The organism is Azospirillum mesophilum, from assembly GCF_053470405.2.
The window spans coordinates 117,336-137,344 of sequence record NZ_JBPXMQ020000013.1; the positions used below are offsets into that span (position 1 = coordinate 117,336).

The 20,009-nt window shown below is 67.7% G+C and carries 19 protein-coding genes; 10 read left to right on the plus strand and 9 right to left on the minus strand.

Annotated elements, in window-relative coordinates:
* Positions 1 to 8 precede the first annotated feature (8 nt).
* Positions 9 to 722: a type 1 glutamine amidotransferase gene (locus tag ACSVC7_RS14700; RefSeq protein ID WP_448205077.1), complete on the minus strand. Its 714-nt coding sequence runs from the start codon at positions 720 to 722 to the stop codon at positions 9 to 11.
* A gap of 162 nt (positions 723 to 884) precedes the next feature.
* Here ACSVC7_RS14700 and ACSVC7_RS14705 point away from each other — a divergent pair, with 162 nt between their 5' ends.
* Positions 885 to 2,402, plus strand: coding sequence for a bifunctional metallophosphatase/5'-nucleotidase (locus tag ACSVC7_RS14705; protein WP_448205078.1), 1,518 nt, complete (start codon positions 885 to 887; stop codon positions 2,400 to 2,402).
* A 79-nt stretch (positions 2,403 to 2,481) separates the two neighbouring features.
* Here the strand turns inward: ACSVC7_RS14705 and ACSVC7_RS14710 are convergent, their stop codons facing one another.
* Positions 2,482 to 3,111: a phasin family protein gene (locus tag ACSVC7_RS14710; RefSeq protein ID WP_448205079.1), complete on the minus strand. Its 630-nt coding sequence runs from the start codon at positions 3,109 to 3,111 to the stop codon at positions 2,482 to 2,484.
* Positions 3,112 to 3,474: 363 nt separating this feature from the next.
* On the opposite strand from ACSVC7_RS14710, the gene ald reads away from it, so the two are divergent.
* Positions 3,475 to 4,593 (plus strand): alanine dehydrogenase, encoded by a 1,119-nt coding sequence (gene ald / locus ACSVC7_RS14715; protein ID WP_448205080.1) that lies wholly within the window; start codon positions 3,475 to 3,477, stop codon positions 4,591 to 4,593.
* 69 nt (positions 4,594 to 4,662) lie between these two features.
* On the opposite strand, the gene ACSVC7_RS14720 is transcribed toward ald, so the two are convergent.
* From ACSVC7_RS14720 to ACSVC7_RS14735, 4 genes are all read right to left on the minus strand, one after another.
* Positions 4,663 to 5,880: an ABC transporter substrate-binding protein gene (locus ACSVC7_RS14720; RefSeq protein WP_448205081.1), complete on the minus strand. Its 1,218-nt coding sequence runs from the start codon at positions 5,878 to 5,880 to the stop codon at positions 4,663 to 4,665.
* A gap of 181 nt (positions 5,881 to 6,061) precedes the next feature.
* On the minus strand, positions 6,062 to 7,339 hold the full coding sequence (locus ACSVC7_RS14725; RefSeq protein WP_448205082.1) for a cation:proton antiporter: 1,278 nt from the start codon (positions 7,337 to 7,339) through the stop codon (positions 6,062 to 6,064).
* 255 nt (positions 7,340 to 7,594) lie between these two features.
* Positions 7,595 to 8,068: a MarR family winged helix-turn-helix transcriptional regulator gene (locus ACSVC7_RS14730; RefSeq protein ID WP_014240398.1), complete on the minus strand. Its 474-nt coding sequence runs from the start codon at positions 8,066 to 8,068 to the stop codon at positions 7,595 to 7,597.
* Between the two features lie 450 nt (positions 8,069 to 8,518).
* Positions 8,519 to 9,580, minus strand: a complete 1,062-nt coding sequence (locus ACSVC7_RS14735) for an enoyl-CoA hydratase/isomerase family protein (RefSeq protein ID WP_448205083.1) — start codon at positions 9,578 to 9,580, stop codon at positions 8,519 to 8,521.
* A gap of 235 nt (positions 9,581 to 9,815) precedes the next feature.
* Between ACSVC7_RS14735 and ACSVC7_RS14740 the strand changes: the two genes are divergently transcribed.
* The 5 genes from ACSVC7_RS14740 to ACSVC7_RS14760 all read left to right on the plus strand — a co-directional run bounded on the left by ACSVC7_RS14740 (position 9,816) and on the right by ACSVC7_RS14760 (position 14,239).
* Entirely contained in the window at positions 9,816 to 10,721 is a 906-nt protein-coding gene (locus tag ACSVC7_RS14740) for a diacylglycerol/lipid kinase family protein (protein ID WP_448205084.1), read from the plus strand.
* 27 nt (positions 10,722 to 10,748) lie between these two features.
* Complete coding sequence (locus ACSVC7_RS14745) at positions 10,749 to 11,597, plus strand: metallophosphoesterase family protein (protein WP_448205085.1); 849 nt, start codon at positions 10,749 to 10,751, stop codon at positions 11,595 to 11,597.
* 59 nt (positions 11,598 to 11,656) lie between these two features.
* Positions 11,657 to 12,670: a porphobilinogen synthase gene (gene hemB, locus ACSVC7_RS14750; protein WP_448205086.1), complete on the plus strand. Its 1,014-nt coding sequence runs from the start codon at positions 11,657 to 11,659 to the stop codon at positions 12,668 to 12,670.
* Positions 12,671 to 12,760: 90 nt separating this feature from the next.
* Positions 12,761 to 13,309: a YbhB/YbcL family Raf kinase inhibitor-like protein gene (locus tag ACSVC7_RS14755; protein WP_448205087.1), complete on the plus strand. Its 549-nt coding sequence runs from the start codon at positions 12,761 to 12,763 to the stop codon at positions 13,307 to 13,309.
* Positions 13,310 to 13,375: 66 nt separating this feature from the next.
* Entirely contained in the window at positions 13,376 to 14,239 is an 864-nt protein-coding gene (locus ACSVC7_RS14760; protein WP_448205088.1) for a helix-turn-helix transcriptional regulator, read from the plus strand.
* 18 nt (positions 14,240 to 14,257) lie between these two features.
* Here the strand turns inward: ACSVC7_RS14760 and ACSVC7_RS14765 are convergent, their stop codons facing one another.
* From ACSVC7_RS14765 to dapA, 3 genes are all read right to left on the minus strand, one after another.
* Positions 14,258 to 15,286, minus strand: coding sequence for a class I SAM-dependent methyltransferase (locus ACSVC7_RS14765; protein ID WP_448205089.1), 1,029 nt, complete (start codon positions 15,284 to 15,286; stop codon positions 14,258 to 14,260).
* A gap of 158 nt (positions 15,287 to 15,444) precedes the next feature.
* Positions 15,445 to 15,921, minus strand: a complete 477-nt coding sequence (gene smpB / locus ACSVC7_RS14770) for an SsrA-binding protein SmpB (RefSeq protein ID WP_448205090.1) — start codon at positions 15,919 to 15,921, stop codon at positions 15,445 to 15,447.
* A 33-nt stretch (positions 15,922 to 15,954) separates the two neighbouring features.
* A complete protein-coding gene (gene dapA, locus ACSVC7_RS14775) occupies positions 15,955 to 16,830 on the minus strand; it encodes a 4-hydroxy-tetrahydrodipicolinate synthase (RefSeq protein ID WP_448205091.1) in 876 nt (291 codons plus the stop codon).
* Positions 16,831 to 16,908: 78 nt separating this feature from the next.
* Between dapA and ACSVC7_RS14780 the strand changes: the two genes are divergently transcribed.
* The 3 genes from ACSVC7_RS14780 (at position 16,909) to ACSVC7_RS14790 (ending at position 20,007) form a co-directional block, all read left to right on the plus strand.
* Positions 16,909 to 18,864: a lytic transglycosylase domain-containing protein gene (locus tag ACSVC7_RS14780; protein WP_448205092.1), complete on the plus strand. Its 1,956-nt coding sequence runs from the start codon at positions 16,909 to 16,911 to the stop codon at positions 18,862 to 18,864.
* Complete coding sequence (locus ACSVC7_RS14785) at positions 18,861 to 19,544, plus strand: haloacid dehalogenase type II (RefSeq protein ID WP_448205093.1); 684 nt, start codon at positions 18,861 to 18,863, stop codon at positions 19,542 to 19,544. The genes ACSVC7_RS14780 and ACSVC7_RS14785 overlap by 4 nt, the downstream gene beginning before the upstream one ends.
* Positions 19,545 to 19,779: 235 nt before the next feature.
* Positions 19,780 to 20,007, plus strand: a complete 228-nt coding sequence (locus tag ACSVC7_RS14790; RefSeq protein WP_448205094.1) for a hypothetical protein — start codon at positions 19,780 to 19,782, stop codon at positions 20,005 to 20,007.
* The last annotated feature ends 2 nt before the right edge of the window (positions 20,008 to 20,009 follow it).

Sequence of the window (20,009 nt, forward strand, 5' to 3'; positions counted from 1 at the left end):
CCGTGGCGTTACGCGGCGCGCGCCTTCACAAGGTCCAGCCACCGCCGGCTGATCGTTCGCGCGGTGGTTTCCGCGGCCGGCAAATGCCGCTCCAGCGCCTCGTCCAGCCCGTTGAGAATCGCGCGGTTGCGCTCCCGCGCTTCCTCGCCGAAGCGGGCGGCCCAGCCCTGGACGATGCCGGCATCCGCCTCCGGATGGAACTGGAAGGCATGGACAGAGGAGCCGAGGCGGAAGGCTTGGCGCTCGCAGGCCTCGCTCCGCGCCAGGGGGACGGCACCCTCCGGCAGATCGAAGGTGTCGTAGTGCCACTGCACCATGTGCAGGCGCGGTCCAAGCCCGCCCAGCAGAGGATCGTCGTTCGAGGCGTCCGTCAGGTCGACGGGGGCGATGCCGATCTCCGGAACGCTGTGGCGGTAGACGCGGGCGCCGAAGGCGCGCGCTGCGAGTTGGGCGCCGAGGCAGATCCCCATCACCAGTCGCTGCTGCGCCGAAAAACCGCGGATCAACTCCATGACCTGCGGGAAATGCGGCCCCTGTGTGTCGTCCCAGGCATCCTGCGGTCCGCCCAGCACCAGAAGGCCGTTGTAACCGTCGGGCGCCGGCGGCAGCGGTTCACCCTCGTCGGCGGCGACGGTGTGAAGGGTCGCGCCATACTCGGCCAAAGCCTCGCCGACGATACCGGCCGGGGCGTTGCGGTTGTTCTGCACGACGAGGATGCGCATGAGTCCGCCATCTGTCCGTTGCGATTGCGTCCGGCCGAGTCAATGATGAGGCGGGGCCGCGAAATCAAGTCGCGCAAAGCCGCTATGCGCGGCCCGTCAGGAATTCGCTATGGTACGTCCAGGCGAGGGGATCGCCCCCATTTCCCCAGGGAGACGAGAGTTATGGTCATCAGGCTTCGCACGCTGGCCGGTGCTGCCGCCCTTGCCGGGGCCCTGCTGCTTCCCGCGGCGGGCATGGCGCAGAACGGCAAGCTGACGTTCCTGCACGTCAACGACATCTACGAGATCGCTCCCATCAAGGGCCAGGGCGGGTTCGCCCCGCTGGCGACGCTGCTGAAGCAGGAGCGCGCGCGGCACGCGGACGCGGTGACGACGGTCGGCGGCGACTTCCTGTCCCCCTCGCTGCTGTCGGGCACCACACACGGCGAGCAGATGATCGCGCTGTTCAACGCGATGGGCGTCGACGCCGTCACCTTCGGCAACCATGAATTCGATTTCGGCGATGCGGTGGTGAAGAGCCGCATCGCCGAATCGAAGTTCCCCTGGATCGGCACCAACGTGCTGGGCGACGACGGCAAGCCCTATGGCGGGTCCGTCGCCACCTGGACGAAGACGGTGGGCGACGTCAAGGTCGGGTTCATCGGCGTCCTCACACCGGAAACCGCCCGTCTGTCCAGCGCCGGCCCCGCGGTACACTTCACCGATGTGAAGGCCACCGCGACCGATGCGATCAAGCGGCTGAAGGAGGACGGCGCCGCCGTCATCGTCGCCCTCACCCACCTGACCATTGAGGAAGACCGGGAACTGGCGAGCAAGGTCAAGGGCATCGACCTCGTGCTGGGCGGCCACGACCACGACCCCATCAGCTTCTACGAAGGCTCCACCCTGATCCTGAAGGCCGGGCACGACGGCCATTATCTCGGCGTCGCGGAACTGGCGGTCAGCACCCATACCACCGACAAGGGGCCGGTGACCACGGTCACCCCGACGGAGTGGCGCTTCGCCAGCACGTCCGGCGTGGCGCCGGAGCCGGAGGTGGCGGCGCTGGTCAAGACCTACACCGACCGGCTGGACGACACGCTCGCCGCCGTGATCGGCACGGCGGAGACCGACCTGGACAGCCGCAAGGACGTCGCCCGGACGCAGGAATCCAGCATGGGCAACCTGTTCGCCGACGCCATGCGCGAGGCGCTGAAGGCCGACGTCGCCATCACCAACGGCGGCGGCCTGCGCGGCGATGCCCTGCGCCCCGCCGGGTCCCGAATCACGCGCAAGGACATCTTCACCGAGATGCCCTTCGGCAACGTCGCCGTGCTGACCGAACTGAAGGGCTCCGACCTGCTGTCCGCGCTGGAGCATGGCGTGTCGAAGGTGGAAGAGAAGGCCGGCCGCTTCCCGCAGGTGTCGGGCCTGACCTTCACCTACGATCCCAAGCTTCCCGCCGGCACCCGCGTGACGGAGGTGAAGGTCGGGGGCAAGCCGCTCGACGCAAACGCCGTCTACAAGGTGGCCACCAGCGACTATCTGCTGAAGGGCGGCGATGGCTACGGCGCGCTGACCCGCGGAAACGTCATCATCGATCCGTCGGGCGCGGTGCTGATCACGACCATCGTGATGAACTACGTCGAGGCCAAAAAGACGGTCGCGGAGAAGGTCGAGGGCCGCATCGTCGCGAAATAGGCACGGCATCGGCACAAAAAGACGCCCCTGGTCCGGGAAGACCAGGGGCGCAAGGCCAGGATGGATCGTGCCGGGATGATCAGGCGCTGCGGCGGCTCTGCCGTGCAGCGCCTTCGGCCCGGGCGTTCAGGCGGCGGACCGCATCGTTCGCGGTCTGCGCCGACAGTTCGGAGACCTTGACGCTGCGGTTCAGCAGCATCTCCATCTCGTCCTTCACCATGTTGCTCTGGGCGGCGTAGAAGTCCTGGACCGAACGGCTGCGCATCATCGCGTTGATGCCGTCCACGTTGCGGGCCACCGCTTCCTGCGCGAAGTTCATCCACTCGCGCATGATCGTCTGCATGCCTTCCATCAGCACGCTGCCGCACTGCACCATGACGTCCATGTTCTCGCGGGCCTGCTGGGCAACCTCGCCCTGAGCCTCCGCCGACAAGCCCATCATGCGGTTGATTTGCTCGGTGGTCTGTCCGCCCACCTGCGACGCCTTGCTCATCATGTCGCGGGCCACATCCGCCCCGCGTTGCGCAGCGCCGGCGCCGGCTTCAGCCATGTGGCGGCTGGTTTCGGCGCCCTCTTCCGCGATGGAGCGCGCGGCATCGGCCGCCCGCCGGGTCGCGGATTCACCCGCGCGCGCGGCTTCTTCAACGGCCGCCCTGCCCCTGGCGGCGGTGTCGCGGGTTGCCGTCTGCGCGTCCTTCTCTGATGCCATCTGCCTTGCTCCTGGTTTCATTTCGCCCGGACCGGGCGTTTCCCCCATTCCTTTTTTGTGCATCGCCTATTTTTGTGCGTTGCGACACAGATAAGCGCTATATCACGCCAATCAACGGACGTTCCACAACTCTAAAAACTACCCACGTACACTTTATTGCGGGAAGGACAGCTATTCTGTCTCTTTGTGATGTGATGGAATTTTGACCAATTTTTATTTATAATCGTCGAGCAGCACGATTTCGGCCGTCGAACCGCAAGGGGTAGGCGACGGGCTCGCGCTTCCTAAATTATGAAGCAACAAACATGCGGCCGCCGCGCCGCCGGGCATAAAGCGGCGCCGCCCTTACCAGCGGAGGTTGCGATGCTCATCGGAGTGCCGACGGAGATCAAGAACCACGAATACCGGGTCGGGCTGACCCCGGCCTCGGTCCGCGAACTGGTGCACCATGGGCATTCCGTGCTGGTCCAGGCCGGCGCCGGGACGGCCATCGGGCTGGACGACGACCAGTATGCCGCCGCAGGCGCGGAGGTCGCGCCGGACGCCGCGACCGTCTTCGGCCGGGCCGACATGATCGTGAAGGTCAAGGAGCCGCAGCCGCAGGAATGCCGCATGCTTCGCAAGGGGCAGGTTCTGTTCACCTACCTCCACCTCGCCCCCGATCCGAAGCAGACGGCGCTTCTCGTGGAGTCCGGCGCCGTCGCCATCGCCTACGAAACGGTGACCGACGCGCGCGGCGGCCTGCCCCTGCTGGCGCCGATGAGCGAGGTGGCCGGGCGCATGTCGGTGCAGGCCGGCGCCCACTGCCTGGAAAAGGCGCAGGGAGGGCGCGGTGTTCTTCTCGGCGGCGTGCCGGGCGTTCCGGCGGCGAAGGTCGTGGTGCTGGGCGGCGGCGTGGTCGGCACCAACGCGGCGCGCATGGCGATGGGGCTGGAAGCCAAGGTGGTGGTGATCGACAAGTCCCTGGGCCGGCTGAAGGAGCTGGACCTCCAGTTCGGCGCGAAGCTCCAGACGCTCTACTCGACCGTGGACACCATCGAGGAGCATGTGCTGGACGCCGACCTCGTGATCGGCGCGGTGCTGGTGCCGGGCGCCGAGGCGCCAAAGCTGGTCACGAAGGCCATGGTGGCCCGCATGAAGCGGGGCGCGGTGGTGGTGGACGTCGCCATCGACCAGGGCGGCTGTTTCGAAACGTCCCACCCGACGACCCACGCCGACCCGACCTATGTGGTGGACGGGGTGGTGCACTATTGCGTGGCCAACATGCCGGGCGGCGTGGCGCGCACCTCGACCTTCGCGCTCAACAACGCGACCTTGCCCTTCGTGCTGACGCTGGCCGATCATGGCTACCGGGAAGCGCTGGCCCGGGACCCGCATCTGCGCGAAGGGCTGAACGTCCACGCGGGCGTCATCACCTGCCAAGCGGTGGCGGAGGCGCAGGATCTGCCGTTCCGGACGGTGGAGGAGGCGTTGCGGCAGTAGGAGCTTCCCCCTCCCCAACCCCTCCCCCGCGTTGCGGGAGAGGGGCGTTGGGCGAGAGAGCGAGAGGCGTTACTGGCTGGCGATCTTGCAGCCGCTCTCGGCGACGGTGGCGAAGGCCTCGTCGCCGGGGATGGTGCGGATGATCTGGTAATAGTCCCACGGCCCCTTGGACTCGCTGGGCTTCTTCACGCGGGCCAGATACATGTCGTGGACCATGCGGCCGTTGGGTAGGATCTTGCCGTTCTTGGCGAACATGTCGTTGACCGGCATCGCCTTCATCTTCGCGGCGACGATCGGGCCGTCGTCGGTGCCGGCGGCCTCGATGGCCTTCAGATAGTGGCGGACGGCGGAATAGCTGCCGGCCTGCACCATCGTTGGCATCTTGCCGGTCTTCTCCATGAATTTCTTGGACCAGGCGCGCTTCTCGTCGTCCATGTCCCAATAGAAGCCGGTCGTCAGCACGAGGTCCTGCGCGACCTGGAGCCCCAGCGCGTGCACGTCCGACAGGAAGATCAGCAGGCCGGCGAGCTTCTGCTTTCCGCCCTGGGTCAGGCCGAACTCGGAGGCCTGCTTGATGGAGGTGATGGTGTCGCCACCGGCGTTGGCGAGGCCGATCACCTGGGCGCCGGAACCCTGCGCCTGCAGCAGGAAGGAGGAGAAGTCCGCCGTGTTCAGCGGCGTGCGCACCGAACCTTTCACCGTCCCGCCGGCCTTCTTCACCTCCGCCGAGGTGTCGGCTTCGAGCTGGTGGCCGAAGGCGTAGTCGGCGGTCAGGAAGAACCAGCTCTTCCCGCCCTCCTGCACCATGGCCCGTCCGGTGCCTACGGCCAGCGCGTGCGTGTCGTAGGCCCAATGGATGCCGGTGGGGGAGCAGGCGTCGCCGGTCAGGCGCGAGGTCGCCGGGCCTTCCATCAGGAAGACGGTCTTCTTCTCGCGCGTCACCTCCTGCACGGCCAGAGCCACGCCGGAGTTCGGCACGTCCACGATGACGTCCACGCCGTCGCGGTCGATCCACTGCCGGGCGAGGTTGGAGCCGATGTCCGGCTTGTTCTGGTGGTCGGCGGTGATGACCTCGATGGGCTTGCCGAGCACCTTTCCGCCCATTTCCTCCACCGCCATCTTGACGGCAACGACCGAGCCCTCGCCGCCGAGGTCGGCGTAGAGCCCGGAGCGGTCGTTCAGCACGCCGATCTTCACGACGTCGCCGGAAACCTTGCCTTGCTGGGCCTGCGCGGTCCCGACCGCGAGAGCGGCCAGAGCGCATCCGACGAGCAACGACTTGAACATTCCCATCCTCCCCGTTTGTTTGTTTATGACCCGTTTGTTTGATTATGGATTGCACGTGACCCGGCCCGACAGGTCGGAGGCCACCAACAGGCTCCTGCGGCCGAAATCCTGCGGCTGGCGCAAGATTCCGGCCCCGACCAGTTTGCCACACGGATAGCTTAGGAAAAGAACATCCTTCCGTCTATCCGGAAGGGACGATCGTCCGACCTTCCGTGGAGCCCCGCCGCCGGCGCACGCGCAGCCGGGCTTGGTCCAGCATGCGCATGACCGGCGTCACCGTCGTGCCGTGCACCACGATGGACACCAGCACGACGAACCCGACCAGCGCCCACAGCTGGTTCGGCACGCCGAAATGCGCCTCGTTCAGCGCGAAGGCCAGATAGTAGAAGGAGCCCATGCCGCGGATGCCGAAGAAGCCGATGGCGAGCTTTTCGCCGAACGGCATCGGCACGCCCCACAACCCGGCCAGTCCGGCCAGGGGACGCACGGCGAACAGGATGAGCAGGGCGGCCAGCGCCTCCGTCCAGCCGAGCGGCACCAGCAGCCCGTGCGCCAGCGCCCCGCCGAACAGCACGAGCAGGAGCGCCATCAGCAAACGCTCCATCTGTTCAATGAAGTCGTGCAGCTTCTCGTGATACTCGTGGCTGCGCTCCTCGTGACGCAGCGACAGGGCCGCGACGAAGACGGCGAGGAAGCCGTAGCCGTGCACCATTTCGGTCAGCCCGTAGGCGATCAGCGTGATGCCCAGCGACACGAACCCGTCGCCGGTGCGCGACAGCTTGGCCCGGTTGGGAAGCCGGAAGACGGCGATGCCCAGAATCTTTCCGACCAGCCAGCCCATGCCGACGCCCGCGGCCAGCTTCCACAGCACGTCCAGGCCGAGCCATTCCAGAGTCCAGGCGCCGGGAACGGGGCTGTTCAGCGCCATGGCGATGGCGAGGTTCGTGAAGGGGAACCCCAGACCGTCGTTCAGCCCGGCCTCCGACGTCAGGCTGAAGCGGATCTCGTCCTCTTCCCCTGACCGCGGCGGGCCGACCTGCACGTCGGAGGCAAGCACGGGGTCGGTCGGCGCCAGCGCCGCGCCCAGCAGCACGGCCGCGGCGACTGGCAGCCCCAGTATTCCCCACCCGATCAGCGCGATGGCGAGGATCGACAGCGGCATGGTGACGGCGAGCAGAAGCCAAGTGACTTTCCACGATCGCCAGCCGAGCGGCCGGTCCAGCTTCAAACCCGCGCCCATCAGCGCGACGATGACGATCAATTCCGTCAGGCGCTCCGCCGCTTCCGGGTAGTCGAGCGGGTGCGGCGATCCCAATCCCGACACCTGAAAGATGAAGAAGCCGAAGGCCACGCAGACAATGGGCAAGGACAGCGGCTGTTCCTTGAGCACCATCGGCAGCCACGCCACCAGCAGTACGAGGAATCCTAGGACGACCAAGGCGACGATGTAGGAGGACATTGACCTTCCGATGGGCTCCGATACGGCACGGGACTACAACGCCCGTACGGAGCCATCGGCACGCCCCGGGCGGGGGGCAGCCGGCGGAAGCGACTCACCCGCCGCGGCGCGGCGGGCGTTGATCAACGCAGAATGTCGGAAGGAGCAAAGCGGCCAGGGAAGGCCACACACCGACTCGAAGCGCGCCCCTCATCGGCCGATGCCGGGGGCGCGCCTGTCGAACGCAGGAGCCGGAAACCGCGATGACCGCTCTCGTCAGGCCGCCGACGTCAGCGGAAAGCCGCTGTAGTCAAGGGACGCCGACCAGAAGCGTTCGAGCTTGCGCAGGGTCTCGTTCGCCTTGACCAGTTCCTCGTCGCTGAAGCCAGCCTTTTCCAGCGCCGTCAGGTGACGCTCGAACATGCGGCTGATCTTTTCGCGGAGGTCGAGCCCCTTTTCGGACAGGCGGACGCGCACCGAACGGCGGTCGTGCGGCGAGCGCTCCTGGCCCAGGTAGCCGTTCTCGACCATCTTCTTGACGTTGTACGACACGTTCGAGCCGAGATAATAGCCGCGCGCCGTCAGCTCGCCGACGGTCATCTCGTCCTCGCCGATGTTGTACAGGATCAGGCTTTGGACGTTGTTTATATCTTGGATCCCGAGCCGATCCAGCTCGGTCTTGAGCACCTCAAGAAAGTGGCGGTGAAGCCGTTCGATCAAGAGGATGCTCTCGTAGTAGGGTTTGCGCACCGCGGTCTCCTTTGGCTCGTACCGGACTTGGGCCGACCTGTGGCCTTTCCGGGGTCCTTAACACGAGATTAAACGATCATTCGACCGTAATCATCTCAATAATGCCCGAAAAGCCCATTCGGTACCGTCCTGAGTTGCGAAACTGGCCTGAATTGAGGAACGGGTTCGGGGATGCCGGCACCTTCGCGCGGACCCGGCACGGGACACGGCCCCCGGTAAATCGGTGTATTCCGGTGTAATCCGGCATCATGAGCGCTGCCGCCTGCATGGCCGCCCTCCCCCTCGGCGTCCCAACACCTTCACCCTGGAAGTCCTGCTCTCCGGACGGACGCGACAACCGCCGCGTTTGAGACAAGTCCCGCAGGGATTTCCCAATACTAACGCACAAGGGCGCGGAAAGTGCCCCGCGCCCTTGCACGTTGTAAGTGCGATTTAGGGTCACTTACCCCCTTAGTCCGTGAACTTGAGATCACCACCCGGCGGCACGGCGAAGTGGCGCTCCACGTCGGCCGGGCCGACATCGGCCAGGGTCGCGGGATTCCAGCGCGGGTTCTTGTCCTTGTCGACCAGGGCCGCGCGGATGCCCTCGAAGAAGTCGTGCCCGGACAGGCAGGCGAGGCTGAGCCGCAGTTCCTGCACCATGCAGCCGTCGAAGTCGAGCTTGCCGCCCCGCCGGATGGCTTCCAACGTGATCTTCAGGCTGGTCGGCGACACGCGCTTCAGCGTAGCGATCTGGGCGGCGGCCCACTCCGTCCCCTCAGCTTCCAGCGCGGCGACGATGGCCTCCACCGTGTCATGGGCGAAGCAGCGGTCGATGGCCGCGCGGTTCGGGGCCAGCGGCGGGTCGCCGGCCGATTCCCGGTGACGCGCGATGGCCTCGTCCGCCGGCACGCCCTCGGCGAGGTCGGCCAGCAGGGCGTCCAGCTTGGCGCTCGGCACGAAGGCGTCGGCCGCGTCTATGGACAGCATGTCGGCCGCCTTCAGCCGGTCGCCCGTCAGGCCCAGCCACGTCCCGACCTGACCCGGCAGGCGCGGCAGGAAATAGGTGCCGCCGACGTCGGGGTAGAGCCCGATGCCCGTTTCCGGCATGGCGAACAGCGTGCGCTCGGTCACCACGCGGTGGGTGCCGTGCTCCGACAGGCCGACGCCGCCGCCCATGGAGATGCCGTCGATCAGCGCGACATAGGGCTTCGCCAGGTTCTTGATCAGGCGGTTGAGGACATATTCCTCGCTGAAGAAGGCGCGGACGGCGGACAGGTCGCCCCGCCCCTCGCGGGCCGCCTTGCCGGCCTCGTAGAGGCTGACCACGTCTCCGCCGGCGCAGAAGGCTTTTTCCCCGGCGCCCTGGATCACCACCGCCTTGATCGCCGGATCGGCCGCCCATTCCCGCAGTTGCGGGTCGAACAGGCGAATCATGCCCAGGGTCAGCGCGTTCAGCGCCTTCGGACGGTTGAGCGTCACGAGCCCGATGGAGCCACGGCGTTCGAACAAAATCTCGGCGGCGTCGTTCATGATGTTCTCGGCTTCCCGTTTTTCGTTGCTTGGGCGGTGTCGTCGTTGCGGGCGCGATGATACGGGCCGAAAGCCGCCTGTCAAACCGCCCCTGCACAAAATCGGAGCCCGGATAGAAGGCGGAGCGGCGGAACAGCGCACCCGCCTTGTCCGTTGCGCGGCACAGCTTATGTCCGGACCCTCGAATCATGTCCGGGCCGGACCGGCAGCGGCGGCAAGGAAGGACCCAAACCGAATGAAGACGGCGATCATCCTCAACCGCTCCGCGGGCACGCTGGTCGGACGGCCCATCGAGGACACGGTGGCGGCCATCCGCAACGCCTTCGAGAAGCACGGGGCCGAGGTGACGTTGACCGCCGCGGAACCTGCCGCCTGCCGCGACGAGATCCGGCAGGCCATCGATTCCGACGCCGAGCTGGTGGTCGTCGGGGGCGGCGACGGGACGATCCACACGGCGGCCAACCTGCTGCTGCCCACGGGCAAGGCCATGGGGGTGCTGCCCCTGGGCACGCTGAACCTGCTGGCGCGCGACCTGAAAACGCCGCTGGACCTGGACGAGGCCTACAACGCGCTGGCCGGCGGCATGATGCGCCCCATCGACGTGGCCGAGGTGAACGGTGAGCTGTTCCTGAACAGCTCCGTCCTCGGCTTCTACCCCCAGGTGGTGCAGGAGCGGGAGGAGAAGCGCAAGCAGCACCGCCTGCTGAAATGGCCGGCGGCGGGCGTGGCGCTGGCGAAGGCCCTGTACCGGCTGCCGCTGCTGGACGTGCGGATCGACTGGGGCGAAGGGCCGCGCCGGGTGCGCACGCCGGTGCTGGTCGTATCCAACAACCCCTACGACGCGGAGGCCGGCAGCATGCTGGTCCGCCGCAACGCGCTCGATTCGGGGCGGCTCGGCGTCTATGTGGCGCGGCACCGCGACGCCTGGGGCCTGTTGCGCCTGATGGGCCGCACAGTGCTGGGAACTTGGCAGCGGGATGAGGAGTTGGAGACCTTGACGGCCACGCAACTGACGGTGCACAGCCGGCGCCGGCAGCTGAAGATGGTCAACGACGGGGAGGTGCGGCAGCTGGTGCCGCCGCTGCAATACCGGATCCGCCACAAGGCGCTGACGGTGCTGGCTCCCCGCCCGGACGCTTGACGGCCTGAAGGAGCGTGAGAGGCCCCCGTGAAGACCCTCGCCCACATTTCGGATCTCCATTTCGGGCGCATCGACCCGCGCGTGGTCGAAGGGCTGCTGGCCGACCTGATCGCCACGGCACCCGACCTGATCGTGATTTCCGGCGACCTCGTCCAGCGCGCCAAGGTCCGCCATTTCCTGGAGGCGCGGGCCTTCCTGCAAAGCCTGCCCATTCCCTATCTGGTCGTTCCCGGCAACCACGACATTCCCGTCTACAACGTCGTGCAGCGCTTCATCGACCCGTTCGGCAACTACAGGCGCTATATCAGCAAGGACCTCAGCCCTTTCCACATCGATTCGGAAATCGCGGTGCTGGGGATCAACACGGCGCGCTCCATCATCACGGATTTTTCCGAAGGGCGCATGAACAAGGCGCAGATCCAGCGCGTCCGCAAGGTGTTCTGCGAACTGCCCGACACCGTCTTCAAGGTGCTGTTCACCCACCACCCCTTCCTGCCGCCGCCCGACGCGCCGAAGACCAAGCTGGTCGGCCGGCACAAGCTGGCGCTGCCCGCGCTGGAGACCTGCGGGGTGGACCTGCTGCTGGCCGGGCACCTGCACCGCGCCTATTCGGGCGACATCATGACCCACCACACACAGGTGGCGCGGTCCATCCTGGTGGCCCAGGCCTCCACCGCGACCTCCACCCGGCTGCGCAACGAGGCGAACGCCTACAACCTCATCACCATCGCCCCGCCGCGCGTGACCTTCGAGGTGCGGTCGTGGGAGGGGGCGGCCTTCACCGGCGGGCTGGTCTCCACATGGCGCAAGGAAGGGCACCGCTGGAGCTTGGAGATGCAGGACACGGGATTCAGACCTGTGAGCGGTGCGGCTTGAGTCGCCAAGCCCTGGAGGCGTAGGATCGCCGCGCACGTTTTAAGAGCATCAGGTTCCCGATGTCCGCCTCGCATTTCCGGTCTCCGGCCGCCTTCCCGCGCACCCGCCTGCGCCGCAACCGTGTCGACGCCTGGACCCGCCGCCTCGTCGCCGAACACACCCTGACCGTGGACGACCTGATCTGGCCGGTCTTCGTGATCGAGGGCGAGAACCGGCGCGAGGCCATCGCCTCCATGCCCGGCGTGGAGCGCCTGACCATCGACCTGCTGATCGAAGCGGTCGGCGAGGCCGGCAACCTGGGCATTCCCTGCGTGGCGCTGTTCCCGGTCGTCGGCTCAGACGCGAAGTCGGAGGACGCGGCGGAGGCGTACCGGCCCGACAATCTGATGAACCGCGCCATCCGCGCGCTGAAGGCCGCGGTCCCCCAGGTCGGCATCCTGGGCGACGTGGCGCTGGACCCCTACACCAGCCACGGCCACGACGGCATCCTGCGCGACGGCTACATCCAGAACGACGAGACGGTCGAGATGCTCGCCCGTCAGGCGCTGTCGCAGGCTGAGGCCGGCGTCGATATCATCGCCCCGTCCGACATGATGGACGGCCGCATCGGCGCGGTCCGCGACCGGCTGGACGCCCATGGGCACGAGCTGGTGCGCATCTGCTCCTACGCCGCCAAGTACGCATCGGCCTTCTACGGCCCGTTCCGGGACGCCGTGAACTCCGGCGGGTTCCTGAAGGGCGACAAGAAGACCTACCAGATGAACCCCGCCAACACCGACGAGGCCCTGCACGAGGTCGCGCTCGACATCCAGGAAGGGGCGGACATGGTGATGGTGAAGCCGGGCCTGCCCTATCTGGACGTCATCCGCCGCGTGAAGGACGCCTTCGCCGTCCCGACCTTCGCCTACCATGTGTCCGGCGAGTACGCGATGCTGAAGGCGGCCGCGCTGAACGGCTGGCTCGACTACGACAAGGCCTTGCTGGAGACGCTGACCGGCTTCAAGCGCGCCGGCACCGACGCGATTCTGACCTACGGCGCGGTGGACGCCGCGCGGCTGCTGAAGCAGGGTTGAGCAGTTCGGGATCGCCTTTGAGCGGTTCGGGCGCGCGGGGGCGCGGGCGCTTTCCTAGCATGGGTTCATCGCCGAACGATGGAGTGTCCCATGCGCAAGCTTCCCGCCGCCCTGCTGGCCCTCGGCCTCGCCGTCCCCGCCACGGCGTCGGCCTTCGAATTGACCAGCCCCGACATCAAAGACAGGGCGCCGCTTGCCGAGCGGCATGTTCTGAACGGCTTCGGCTGCACCGGTGGCAACCTCTCCCCTGCGCTGGCCTGGAAGGACACGCCTGCCGGGACGCGCAGCTTCGCCGTGACCGCCTACGATCCCGATGCCCCCACGGGCAGCGGCTGGTGGCACTGGATCGTCTTCAACCTGCCCGCCTCCACCATGGCCCTGCCCGCCGGGGCCGGTGATCCGGCCAAGCCGATGCTGCCCGCCGGAGCGGTGCAGAGCCGCACCGATTTCGGGACGCCGGGCTACGGCGGCGCCTGCCCGCCGGCCGGCGACAAGGCGCACCGCTACGTCTTCACCGTTTACGCCCTGAAAACCGACCAGCTTCCGCTGAACGCCGACGCGTCCGGCGCGATGGTGGGCTTCATGTTGAACGCCAACAGCCTGGGCAAGGCGTCCATCACCACCCACTACGGGCGCTGAGCCTTTCCATGGAGGCGCCGGCCCTTGCCGGCGCCTCCCGACGCTGCCTAGACTGTGGTGATGCCCATGCCGCCCGACCTCCTCGCCGCGCTGTCCCGCCACGCCGCCCGCGACCACCGTCCGGGAGCCGGCGAGCGCCCGCACCGGCCCGAACTGTGGGCCTTCCTCGCCCGCGACCGCGAGCGCATTTCGGACATCCGCATTGAGCGCACCGTGCTGATCGTCGTGATCGAGGGCTGCAAGGAGATCACCGACAGCCGCGGCACCCACCATTTCCCCAAGGGCTCCGCCCTGCTCCTGCCGCCCGGTTGGACCGGCACGGTGGTGAACGAGCCGAACGAGGCGACCGGCACCTACCGCGCCCTGATCCTGGAGTTTCCGGGCGAGATGGTCCGGCGCCTTCTGCGCGCCCACGGCGGGGCCGGTGAAGGGGCACGGCAGCGCCCGCGCGATTTCCGGGTGACCTTGACCCGATCCCTCGCCGATGCGGTAGAGCACGCCGCCTCCGGCCTTGCCGCGAGCCCAGCGCTCAGCCCGCGCCTTGTCGAACACCGCTGCATGGAGGTTCTTCTGGCCCTGCTGGACGAGGGCGCTTGGTGGCTCGGCCCCGCCACGCCGGGCGGCACGGCCGACGCGGTGCGCCAGCTCGTCCGCGCACACCCCGACCGCCCCTGGACCGCCGAGAGCGTGGCCCGCGAGATGGGTCTCAGCACCGGCACCTTGCGCCGCCGCCTGACCGAGGAGGACGCCTCTGTCCGCCGCATCCTGACCGAGGAGCGCGTCGCCCACGCCCGCCACCTGCTGGAGACCGAGGGGATGTCCGTGCAGGAGGCGGCGGAGGCGGTCGGCTACGCGTCCCGCTCCCACTTCGCCCGGCGGGTGCGGGCGGCGACGGGGGAAAACCCGTCGGACCTGCGCGGCGACCGCTGATTGATCAGTTGATCTCGGTTATTTGGGCGTGCCCTTCCACACCTGGAACTGCGGCGTTTCCAGCAGCAGGTCGGCGTGGCCGAAGGCCGTCTTGAACAGCTTGCCGACACCCGCCGTGCGCTGGGTCACGGCCACCAGCGACCCGCGCAGCTTCAGGTACTGCTTGGTGCCGGTGACCAGCGCCTCCAGCATCCCGAAATCCTCGTCCTTGCCCCGGTGGAGCGGCGGGTTGGAGACGATCAGGCCGAACCGCTCCCGCGCACCCAGCCCGGACAGGCCGTCGCTCAGAACGCATTCCGCGTCCGGCACGTTCTGCCGCGCGGCGTGCAGGGCCACCGCATCGATGTCGAGGAGGGTCAGCTTGGCGTCCGGGGTCTGCTCCCGCACCGCCCGCGCGATCACGCCGGCCCCGCAGCCGAAATCCAGCACCGCCGTGCCCGCCGCGATCTCCGGAAGCACCTGAAGCAGGCTTTCCGTGCCCGCGTCCAGGCGCCCATGGGCGAACATGCCGGGATAGGACACGAGCGTCAGCGGCTCCGACCGGCCCGGCAGTTCGACCGCGACCGTTTCCCGCCAGTCCTCCAGGCCGCCCTTCGCCGGCGCATCGGTGCGACGGGCTTCCAGGACACGGGCGCGGCGCTTGATGGTCAGCGTTTCCAAGCCGTCAACGAGACCGTCGAAGCGCTTGGGCGCCGAGGTGATGCCTTCGTCGTTGCTGCCGACGATCCACAGCGGCGCGCCGGATACGAGCCGCGCGGCGAGAGCGTGCAGCGCCATCTCGAAAGCCGCCCAGCCGCGCGGCAGGCGCAGCACCGCGCCGTCAAAGGAGCCCTCGGCGGGCCACGGCGTCGCCGCTTTGCCGTCGAGCGCCAGCCGGTGCCAGGACACCACCTCGGCCCCGCCATCCCGCAACGCCTGCTCCATGGCGCCGTCGGAGTCGCCAGCGACCAGAATGCGCCCTTGGGGCCGGCGTTCGGAAAGCGCCTCGGCAGCGACGCCGGCCACCGTGGATTCACGGTCCGTCGCGCGGTTGGACAGTCGGCTCACGCCAAAATTCCTTAATCTTCGGAGTTTTCTCCCTCTCCCCTCCGGGGAGAGGGTCGGGGTGAGGGGGATGTCGGGGGACTGGAAAGTTCGGCCTTAGCCGGAGCCCCCTCACCCTAACCCTCTCCCCGGAGGGGAGAGGGGATTGAAGGCGGTAAAACTCAGCCCTTGTCGCGCATCAGGCGGGCCTTGTCGCGCTGCCAGGACCGTTCCTTCTCGGACTCGCGCTTATCGTGCTTCTTCTTGCCTGACGCGAGACCAACCTGGACCTTCGCGATGCCGCGGTCATTGAAATAGACCGACATCGGGATCAGCGTGACGCCCTTCTGCTTGATGGCGCCCATGAGCTTGTTCAGCTCACGCCGGTGCACCAGCAGCTTGCGCGGCCGCTTGGTTTCGTGCTGAAGCCAGCGGCCGGCCAGCCCGTACTCCGGGATGTAGGCGTTGAACAGGTACAGTTCCCCGTCCTTGAGGCCGGCGTACGCCTCGTTGATGCTGGCACGGCCGCCGCGCAAGGACTTCACCTCGGTGCCGGTGAGCATCACGCCGGCTTCCATGGTGTCTTCGATGAAGAAATCGAAGCGCGCGCGGCGGTTCTGTGCCGCGATGCGCCTTGGTTCGGGCTCGCGGGCGGCCACGTCTTTCTCCTCCCTGGCGGGTGGCGCTGCCCGTTAGGACAGCAGCCCCGCCTTCGTCATGGCGTTGCGGACGATGGTCCGCGTGTTCTCCGTCACCGGCACGATCGGCAGGCGCACGTCTTCGGTGCACTTGCCCAGCAGGCTGGCGGCGTACTTGACCGGCGCCGGGTTCGTCTCGACGAACATCGAGTCGTGCAGCGGGGTCAGCAGGTCGCGGTACTTGAACGCGGTGGCGTAGTCGCCGTTCCGCCAGGCGTTCTGCATGGCGGCGCACTGCGCCGGCGCGACGTTCGCGGTGACCGAGATGCAGCCGACGCCGCCCTGCGCGTTGAAGGCCAGCGCCGTCACGTCCTCACCCGACAGCTGAATGAAGTCGGGGCCGGCTTCCAGCAGCATGCGGGCCGGACGGGCCAGATCGGCCGTCGCGTCCTTCACGCCGATGATGTTCGGCAGCTTGGCGAGACGGGCCATCGTTGCCACCGACATATCCACGACACTGCGGCCCGGAATGTTGTAGATAACGATCGGCAAATCCGCCGCGTCATGGATCGCTTTGAAATGCTGGTACAGACCTTCTTGCGTCGGCTTGTTGTAGTAGGGAGTCACCACAAGCGCCGCCGTGGCGCCCGCCTTCTTGGCGTGGCGGGTGAGGGCGATCGCCTCCTCCGTGGAGTTGGAGCCGGTGCCGGCGACGACCGGGACCTTGCCGCCGGCCGCCTCGATGCACAGCTCGACGACGCGGTTGTGCTCCTCGTGGGACAGGGTGGGCGACTCACCGGTGGTGCCGCACGGAACGAGACCGTGGGTGCCCTGCGCGACCTGCCACTCGACGAAGGACTGGAAGGCGGCCTCGTCCACTTTCCCGTTCTTGAACGGGGTCAAAAGAGCGACGATGGAACCGTACAACATGCCTGCCACCTCCGACGGACTGCAAGAAAAGTGTCGCGCACCTTAGCCGCACCCGTGGCCCTGGGCAAGAGTGCCCGGATGCTCACCCGGACAACCATCGCCGCCGCCCTCGCCGGCTTCCTCCTCGTCTCCCTCCCCGCCGCCGCGGGAAGCCTGACGGCGCAGGACCTCACCATCTACCGGCAGGCCTTCAAGGCGGCGGACAACGACCGCCATGACGAGGCGTTGCGCATAGCCGCGCAGGCCTCCAACAAGCTGCCGGCCAAGATCATCCGCTGGATGGCGCTGGCCGCCCCCGGCGGCGGGAGCTTCGACGAGATCGCCGCCTTCATCCGCGAGAACGGCGACTGGCCCAACCAGGCGCAGCTCCGCCGGCAGGCCGAGAAGGCGATGCCCATCGACCTGGACGAGGAGAAGGTCCTCACCTGGTTCAAGCAGTACCCGCCCCTGACGGCCGAAGGCTTCCTGCGCTACGCCGACACGCTGATGGCGACCGGGAACGCGGAGCGCGCGGTCAAGCTGGTGCGGGAGCGCTGGGTGGAGGCCAACCTCACCGCGTCGGACGAGGAGGACTTCCTCGGCCGCTACCGCTCGCACCTCCGCCCGCAGGACCACAAGGCGCGCATCGACCGGCTGCTGTGGGAGAAGCAGGAGGCGGCGGTGCGCCGCATGCTGCCCTTCTTCGACGACGCCTACGACCTGCTGATCGAGGCGCGCATCGCCCTGGACGGCGAGGCGAAGAACGCCGACGCGGCGCTGGCCCGCGTCCCGGCCAGCTTGCGCAACGATCCCGGCCTGCTGTTCGACCGCGCCCGCTTCCGCCGCCGCAAGGGCGACGACGCGGGCGCCCTGGAGATCATCACCCAGGCGCCGAAGGACATGGGCCGCCCGCAGGCCTGGTGGACGGAGCGCCACATCCTGGCCCGCCGCGCCATCGAAAAGGGCGACTACAACCTCGCCTACCGGCTGGTGAAGGCGCACGGCCAGACCGAGGGCAGCGGCGTTGCGGAAGCGGAGTTCCTGGCCGGCTTCCTGGCCCTGCGCTTCCTCGACGACCCGTCCAGCGCCTTCGGCCATTTCCACAAGCTCTACCGCTCCGTCACCGCGCCGATCAGCAAGTCGCGCGGCGCCTACTGGTGCGGCCGGGCCGCAGAGGCTCTGGGCGAGACGGCGCAGGCCAAGGACTGGTACGCCAAGGCCGCGCAGTACGGCACGACCTTCTACGGCCAGCTTGCCGCCCGCCATACCGGCGGCAACGGCCACATCGCCATCCCGGCCGAGCCGCGCGTGTCCAACGCCGAGACCACCGCCTTCGAGCGGCGGGAAGTGGTGCGCGCCACCCACCTGCTGGCGGAGATCGAGGGCAGCGACGACGAGCGGGTGACCGCCTTCCTGCGTCGCATCAGCCTCGATTCCAAGACGCCGTCCGACTATGTGCTGGCCGCCAAGCTGGCGCGCGAGGTGGGGCGCCGCGACCTCGCCGTCGCTGCGGCCAAGGACGCCGCCCAGAACGAGGTCTTCCTGGTCGAAGCCGGCTATCCGATGATCGAGGCGCGCCCTTCCGCTCCGGAAATCGCCCTGGTGCACGCCATCATCCGGCAGGAGAGCACCTTCAACACCGGCATCGTGTCCTCCGCCGGGGCGCGCGGGCTGATGCAGCTGATGCCGGGGACGGCGCAACTCGTCGCGACCAAGCTGGGCATCAAGCACAACAACGCGAAGCTGACGGCCGACCCCGACTACAACGTGAAGCTCGGCTCGGCCTATCTCGCCGACATGATCGACCGGTTCAACGGTTCCTACATCATGGCCATCGCCGCCTACAACGCCGGCCCGACGCGGGTGCGGCAGTGGATCGACGCCTACGGCGATCCGCGCAGCGGCGCCGTCGACGCGGTGGATTGGCTGGAGCTGATCCCGATCTACGAGACGCGCAACTACGTCCAGCGCGTGATGGAATCGATGCTGGTCTATCGCGCCCGCGTCCAGGGCGCCAAGGCCGAGTTGAACTTGGACAAGGAAATCCGCCGATGACCAGTGCCTTCGCCGGGGTTCGCGGCTGCGTGTTCGACGCCTACGGCACGCTGCTGGACGTGAACGCCGCCGCGCGCAGCTGCCGCGCCGACCTTGGCGAGCGCTGGGAGGAACTGGCGGCGCTCTGGCGGGCCAAGCAGCTGGAATACACGTGGTTGCGCAGCCTGATGGGGCGCTATGCCGACTTCTGGCAGGTGACCGGGGAAGCGCTGGACTACGCCTTGGAGCGCCACGGCCTGTCCGACCCGGCGCTGCGGTCCAGGCTGATCGAGCTGTATTTGCGGCTGGAGGCCTATTCCGACGCCGAAGCGACGCTGGCCGGCCTGCGCGGGCGCGGTCTGCGCACCGCCATCCTGTCCAACGGCTCCCCGACCATGCTGTCCGCGGCTGTCGACCACGCCCGGCTGGCGCCCCTGCTGGACGAGGTGCTGTCGGTGGACAGCCTCGGCGTCTACAAGCCGCACCCGTCGGTGTATCAGTTCGCCTGCGATCGCCTGGGCCTGCCAGCGGGGGAGATCCTGTTCGTCTCGGCCAACGGCTGGGACGCGGGCGGGGCTGCGGCCTTCGGCTTCCGCGTGGCGTGGCTCAACCGCGCCGGCCTGCCGGACGAGCGCCTGCCCGCCGGACCGGCCGCTGTCGTGGACAGCCTGTCGGCCCTTCTTCCCCTGGTGGCCGCATGAGTGCGGCCACTTTTCGCCCCAAACAGAGACCAAAAAGCACCACACCCAAACACGCAGAACATTCCCACCTATCCGTTCAAATACACAAGCAAATCAACACAGACACCAAAAGTGGTAACACCTTATCCCTTGGCCTGGATACCTGACATTTAATCTTCTTTTAACCGCGATTGACGCTTAATCCCCTCACACGGATGACCGTGACCTCTTCAATCCGTAACTGGGGAAAAAGAACATGCCCGCACCGATGGTCGCCGATGAAATCCGCAAGGCCTGCCGCATCCACGCGCGCCTGCTGGACTCCTTCATCGCCTTGACGGAACAGGAGCTGGCCAAGCTCGCCCCCGGCTTCGCGGAAGAAAGCCTGCTGGAATCGCTGGAAAAGATGCGCGCCGCGCGCAAGTCCTACGGCGGTATGGCCGGTGTCGTCGCGGTCGAGATGGCGGAGTCGAACGCGGCCTGAGG

Excerpts from the sequence above, each read along its gene's own strand:
- ACSVC7_RS14710 (WP_448205079.1), bottom strand. The coding sequence starts at position 3,111 with ATGGCATCAGAGAAGGACGCGCAGACGGCAACCCGCGACACCGCCGCC.
- ACSVC7_RS14785 (WP_448205093.1), top strand. The coding sequence starts at position 18,861 with ATGACCAGTGCCTTCGCCGGGGTTCGCGGCTGCGTGTTCGACGCCTAC.
- ACSVC7_RS14740 (WP_448205084.1), top strand. The coding sequence starts at position 9,816 with ATGAAGACGGCGATCATCCTCAACCGCTCCGCGGGCACGCTGGTCGGA.
- ACSVC7_RS14725 (WP_448205082.1), bottom strand. The coding sequence starts at position 7,339 with ATGTCCTCCTACATCGTCGCCTTGGTCGTCCTAGGATTCCTCGTACTG.
- hemB (WP_448205086.1), top strand. The coding sequence starts at position 11,657 with ATGTCCGCCTCGCATTTCCGGTCTCCGGCCGCCTTCCCGCGCACCCGC.
- ald (WP_448205080.1), top strand. The coding sequence starts at position 3,475 with ATGCTCATCGGAGTGCCGACGGAGATCAAGAACCACGAATACCGGGTC.
- ACSVC7_RS14720 (WP_448205081.1), bottom strand. The coding sequence starts at position 5,880 with ATGTTCAAGTCGTTGCTCGTCGGATGCGCTCTGGCCGCTCTCGCGGTC.
- ACSVC7_RS14735 (WP_448205083.1), bottom strand. The coding sequence starts at position 9,580 with ATGAACGACGCCGCCGAGATTTTGTTCGAACGCCGTGGCTCCATCGGG.
- ACSVC7_RS14780 (WP_448205092.1), top strand. The coding sequence starts at position 16,909 with ATGCTCACCCGGACAACCATCGCCGCCGCCCTCGCCGGCTTCCTCCTC.
- ACSVC7_RS14705 (WP_448205078.1), top strand. The coding sequence starts at position 885 with ATGGTCATCAGGCTTCGCACGCTGGCCGGTGCTGCCGCCCTTGCCGGG.
- ACSVC7_RS14755 (WP_448205087.1), top strand. The coding sequence starts at position 12,761 with ATGCGCAAGCTTCCCGCCGCCCTGCTGGCCCTCGGCCTCGCCGTCCCC.
- dapA (WP_448205091.1), bottom strand. The coding sequence starts at position 16,830 with ATGTTGTACGGTTCCATCGTCGCTCTTTTGACCCCGTTCAAGAACGGG.
- ACSVC7_RS14760 (WP_448205088.1), top strand. The coding sequence starts at position 13,376 with ATGCCGCCCGACCTCCTCGCCGCGCTGTCCCGCCACGCCGCCCGCGAC.
- ACSVC7_RS14790 (WP_448205094.1), top strand. The coding sequence starts at position 19,780 with ATGCCCGCACCGATGGTCGCCGATGAAATCCGCAAGGCCTGCCGCATC.
- ACSVC7_RS14700 (WP_448205077.1), bottom strand. The coding sequence starts at position 722 with ATGCGCATCCTCGTCGTGCAGAACAACCGCAACGCCCCGGCCGGTATC.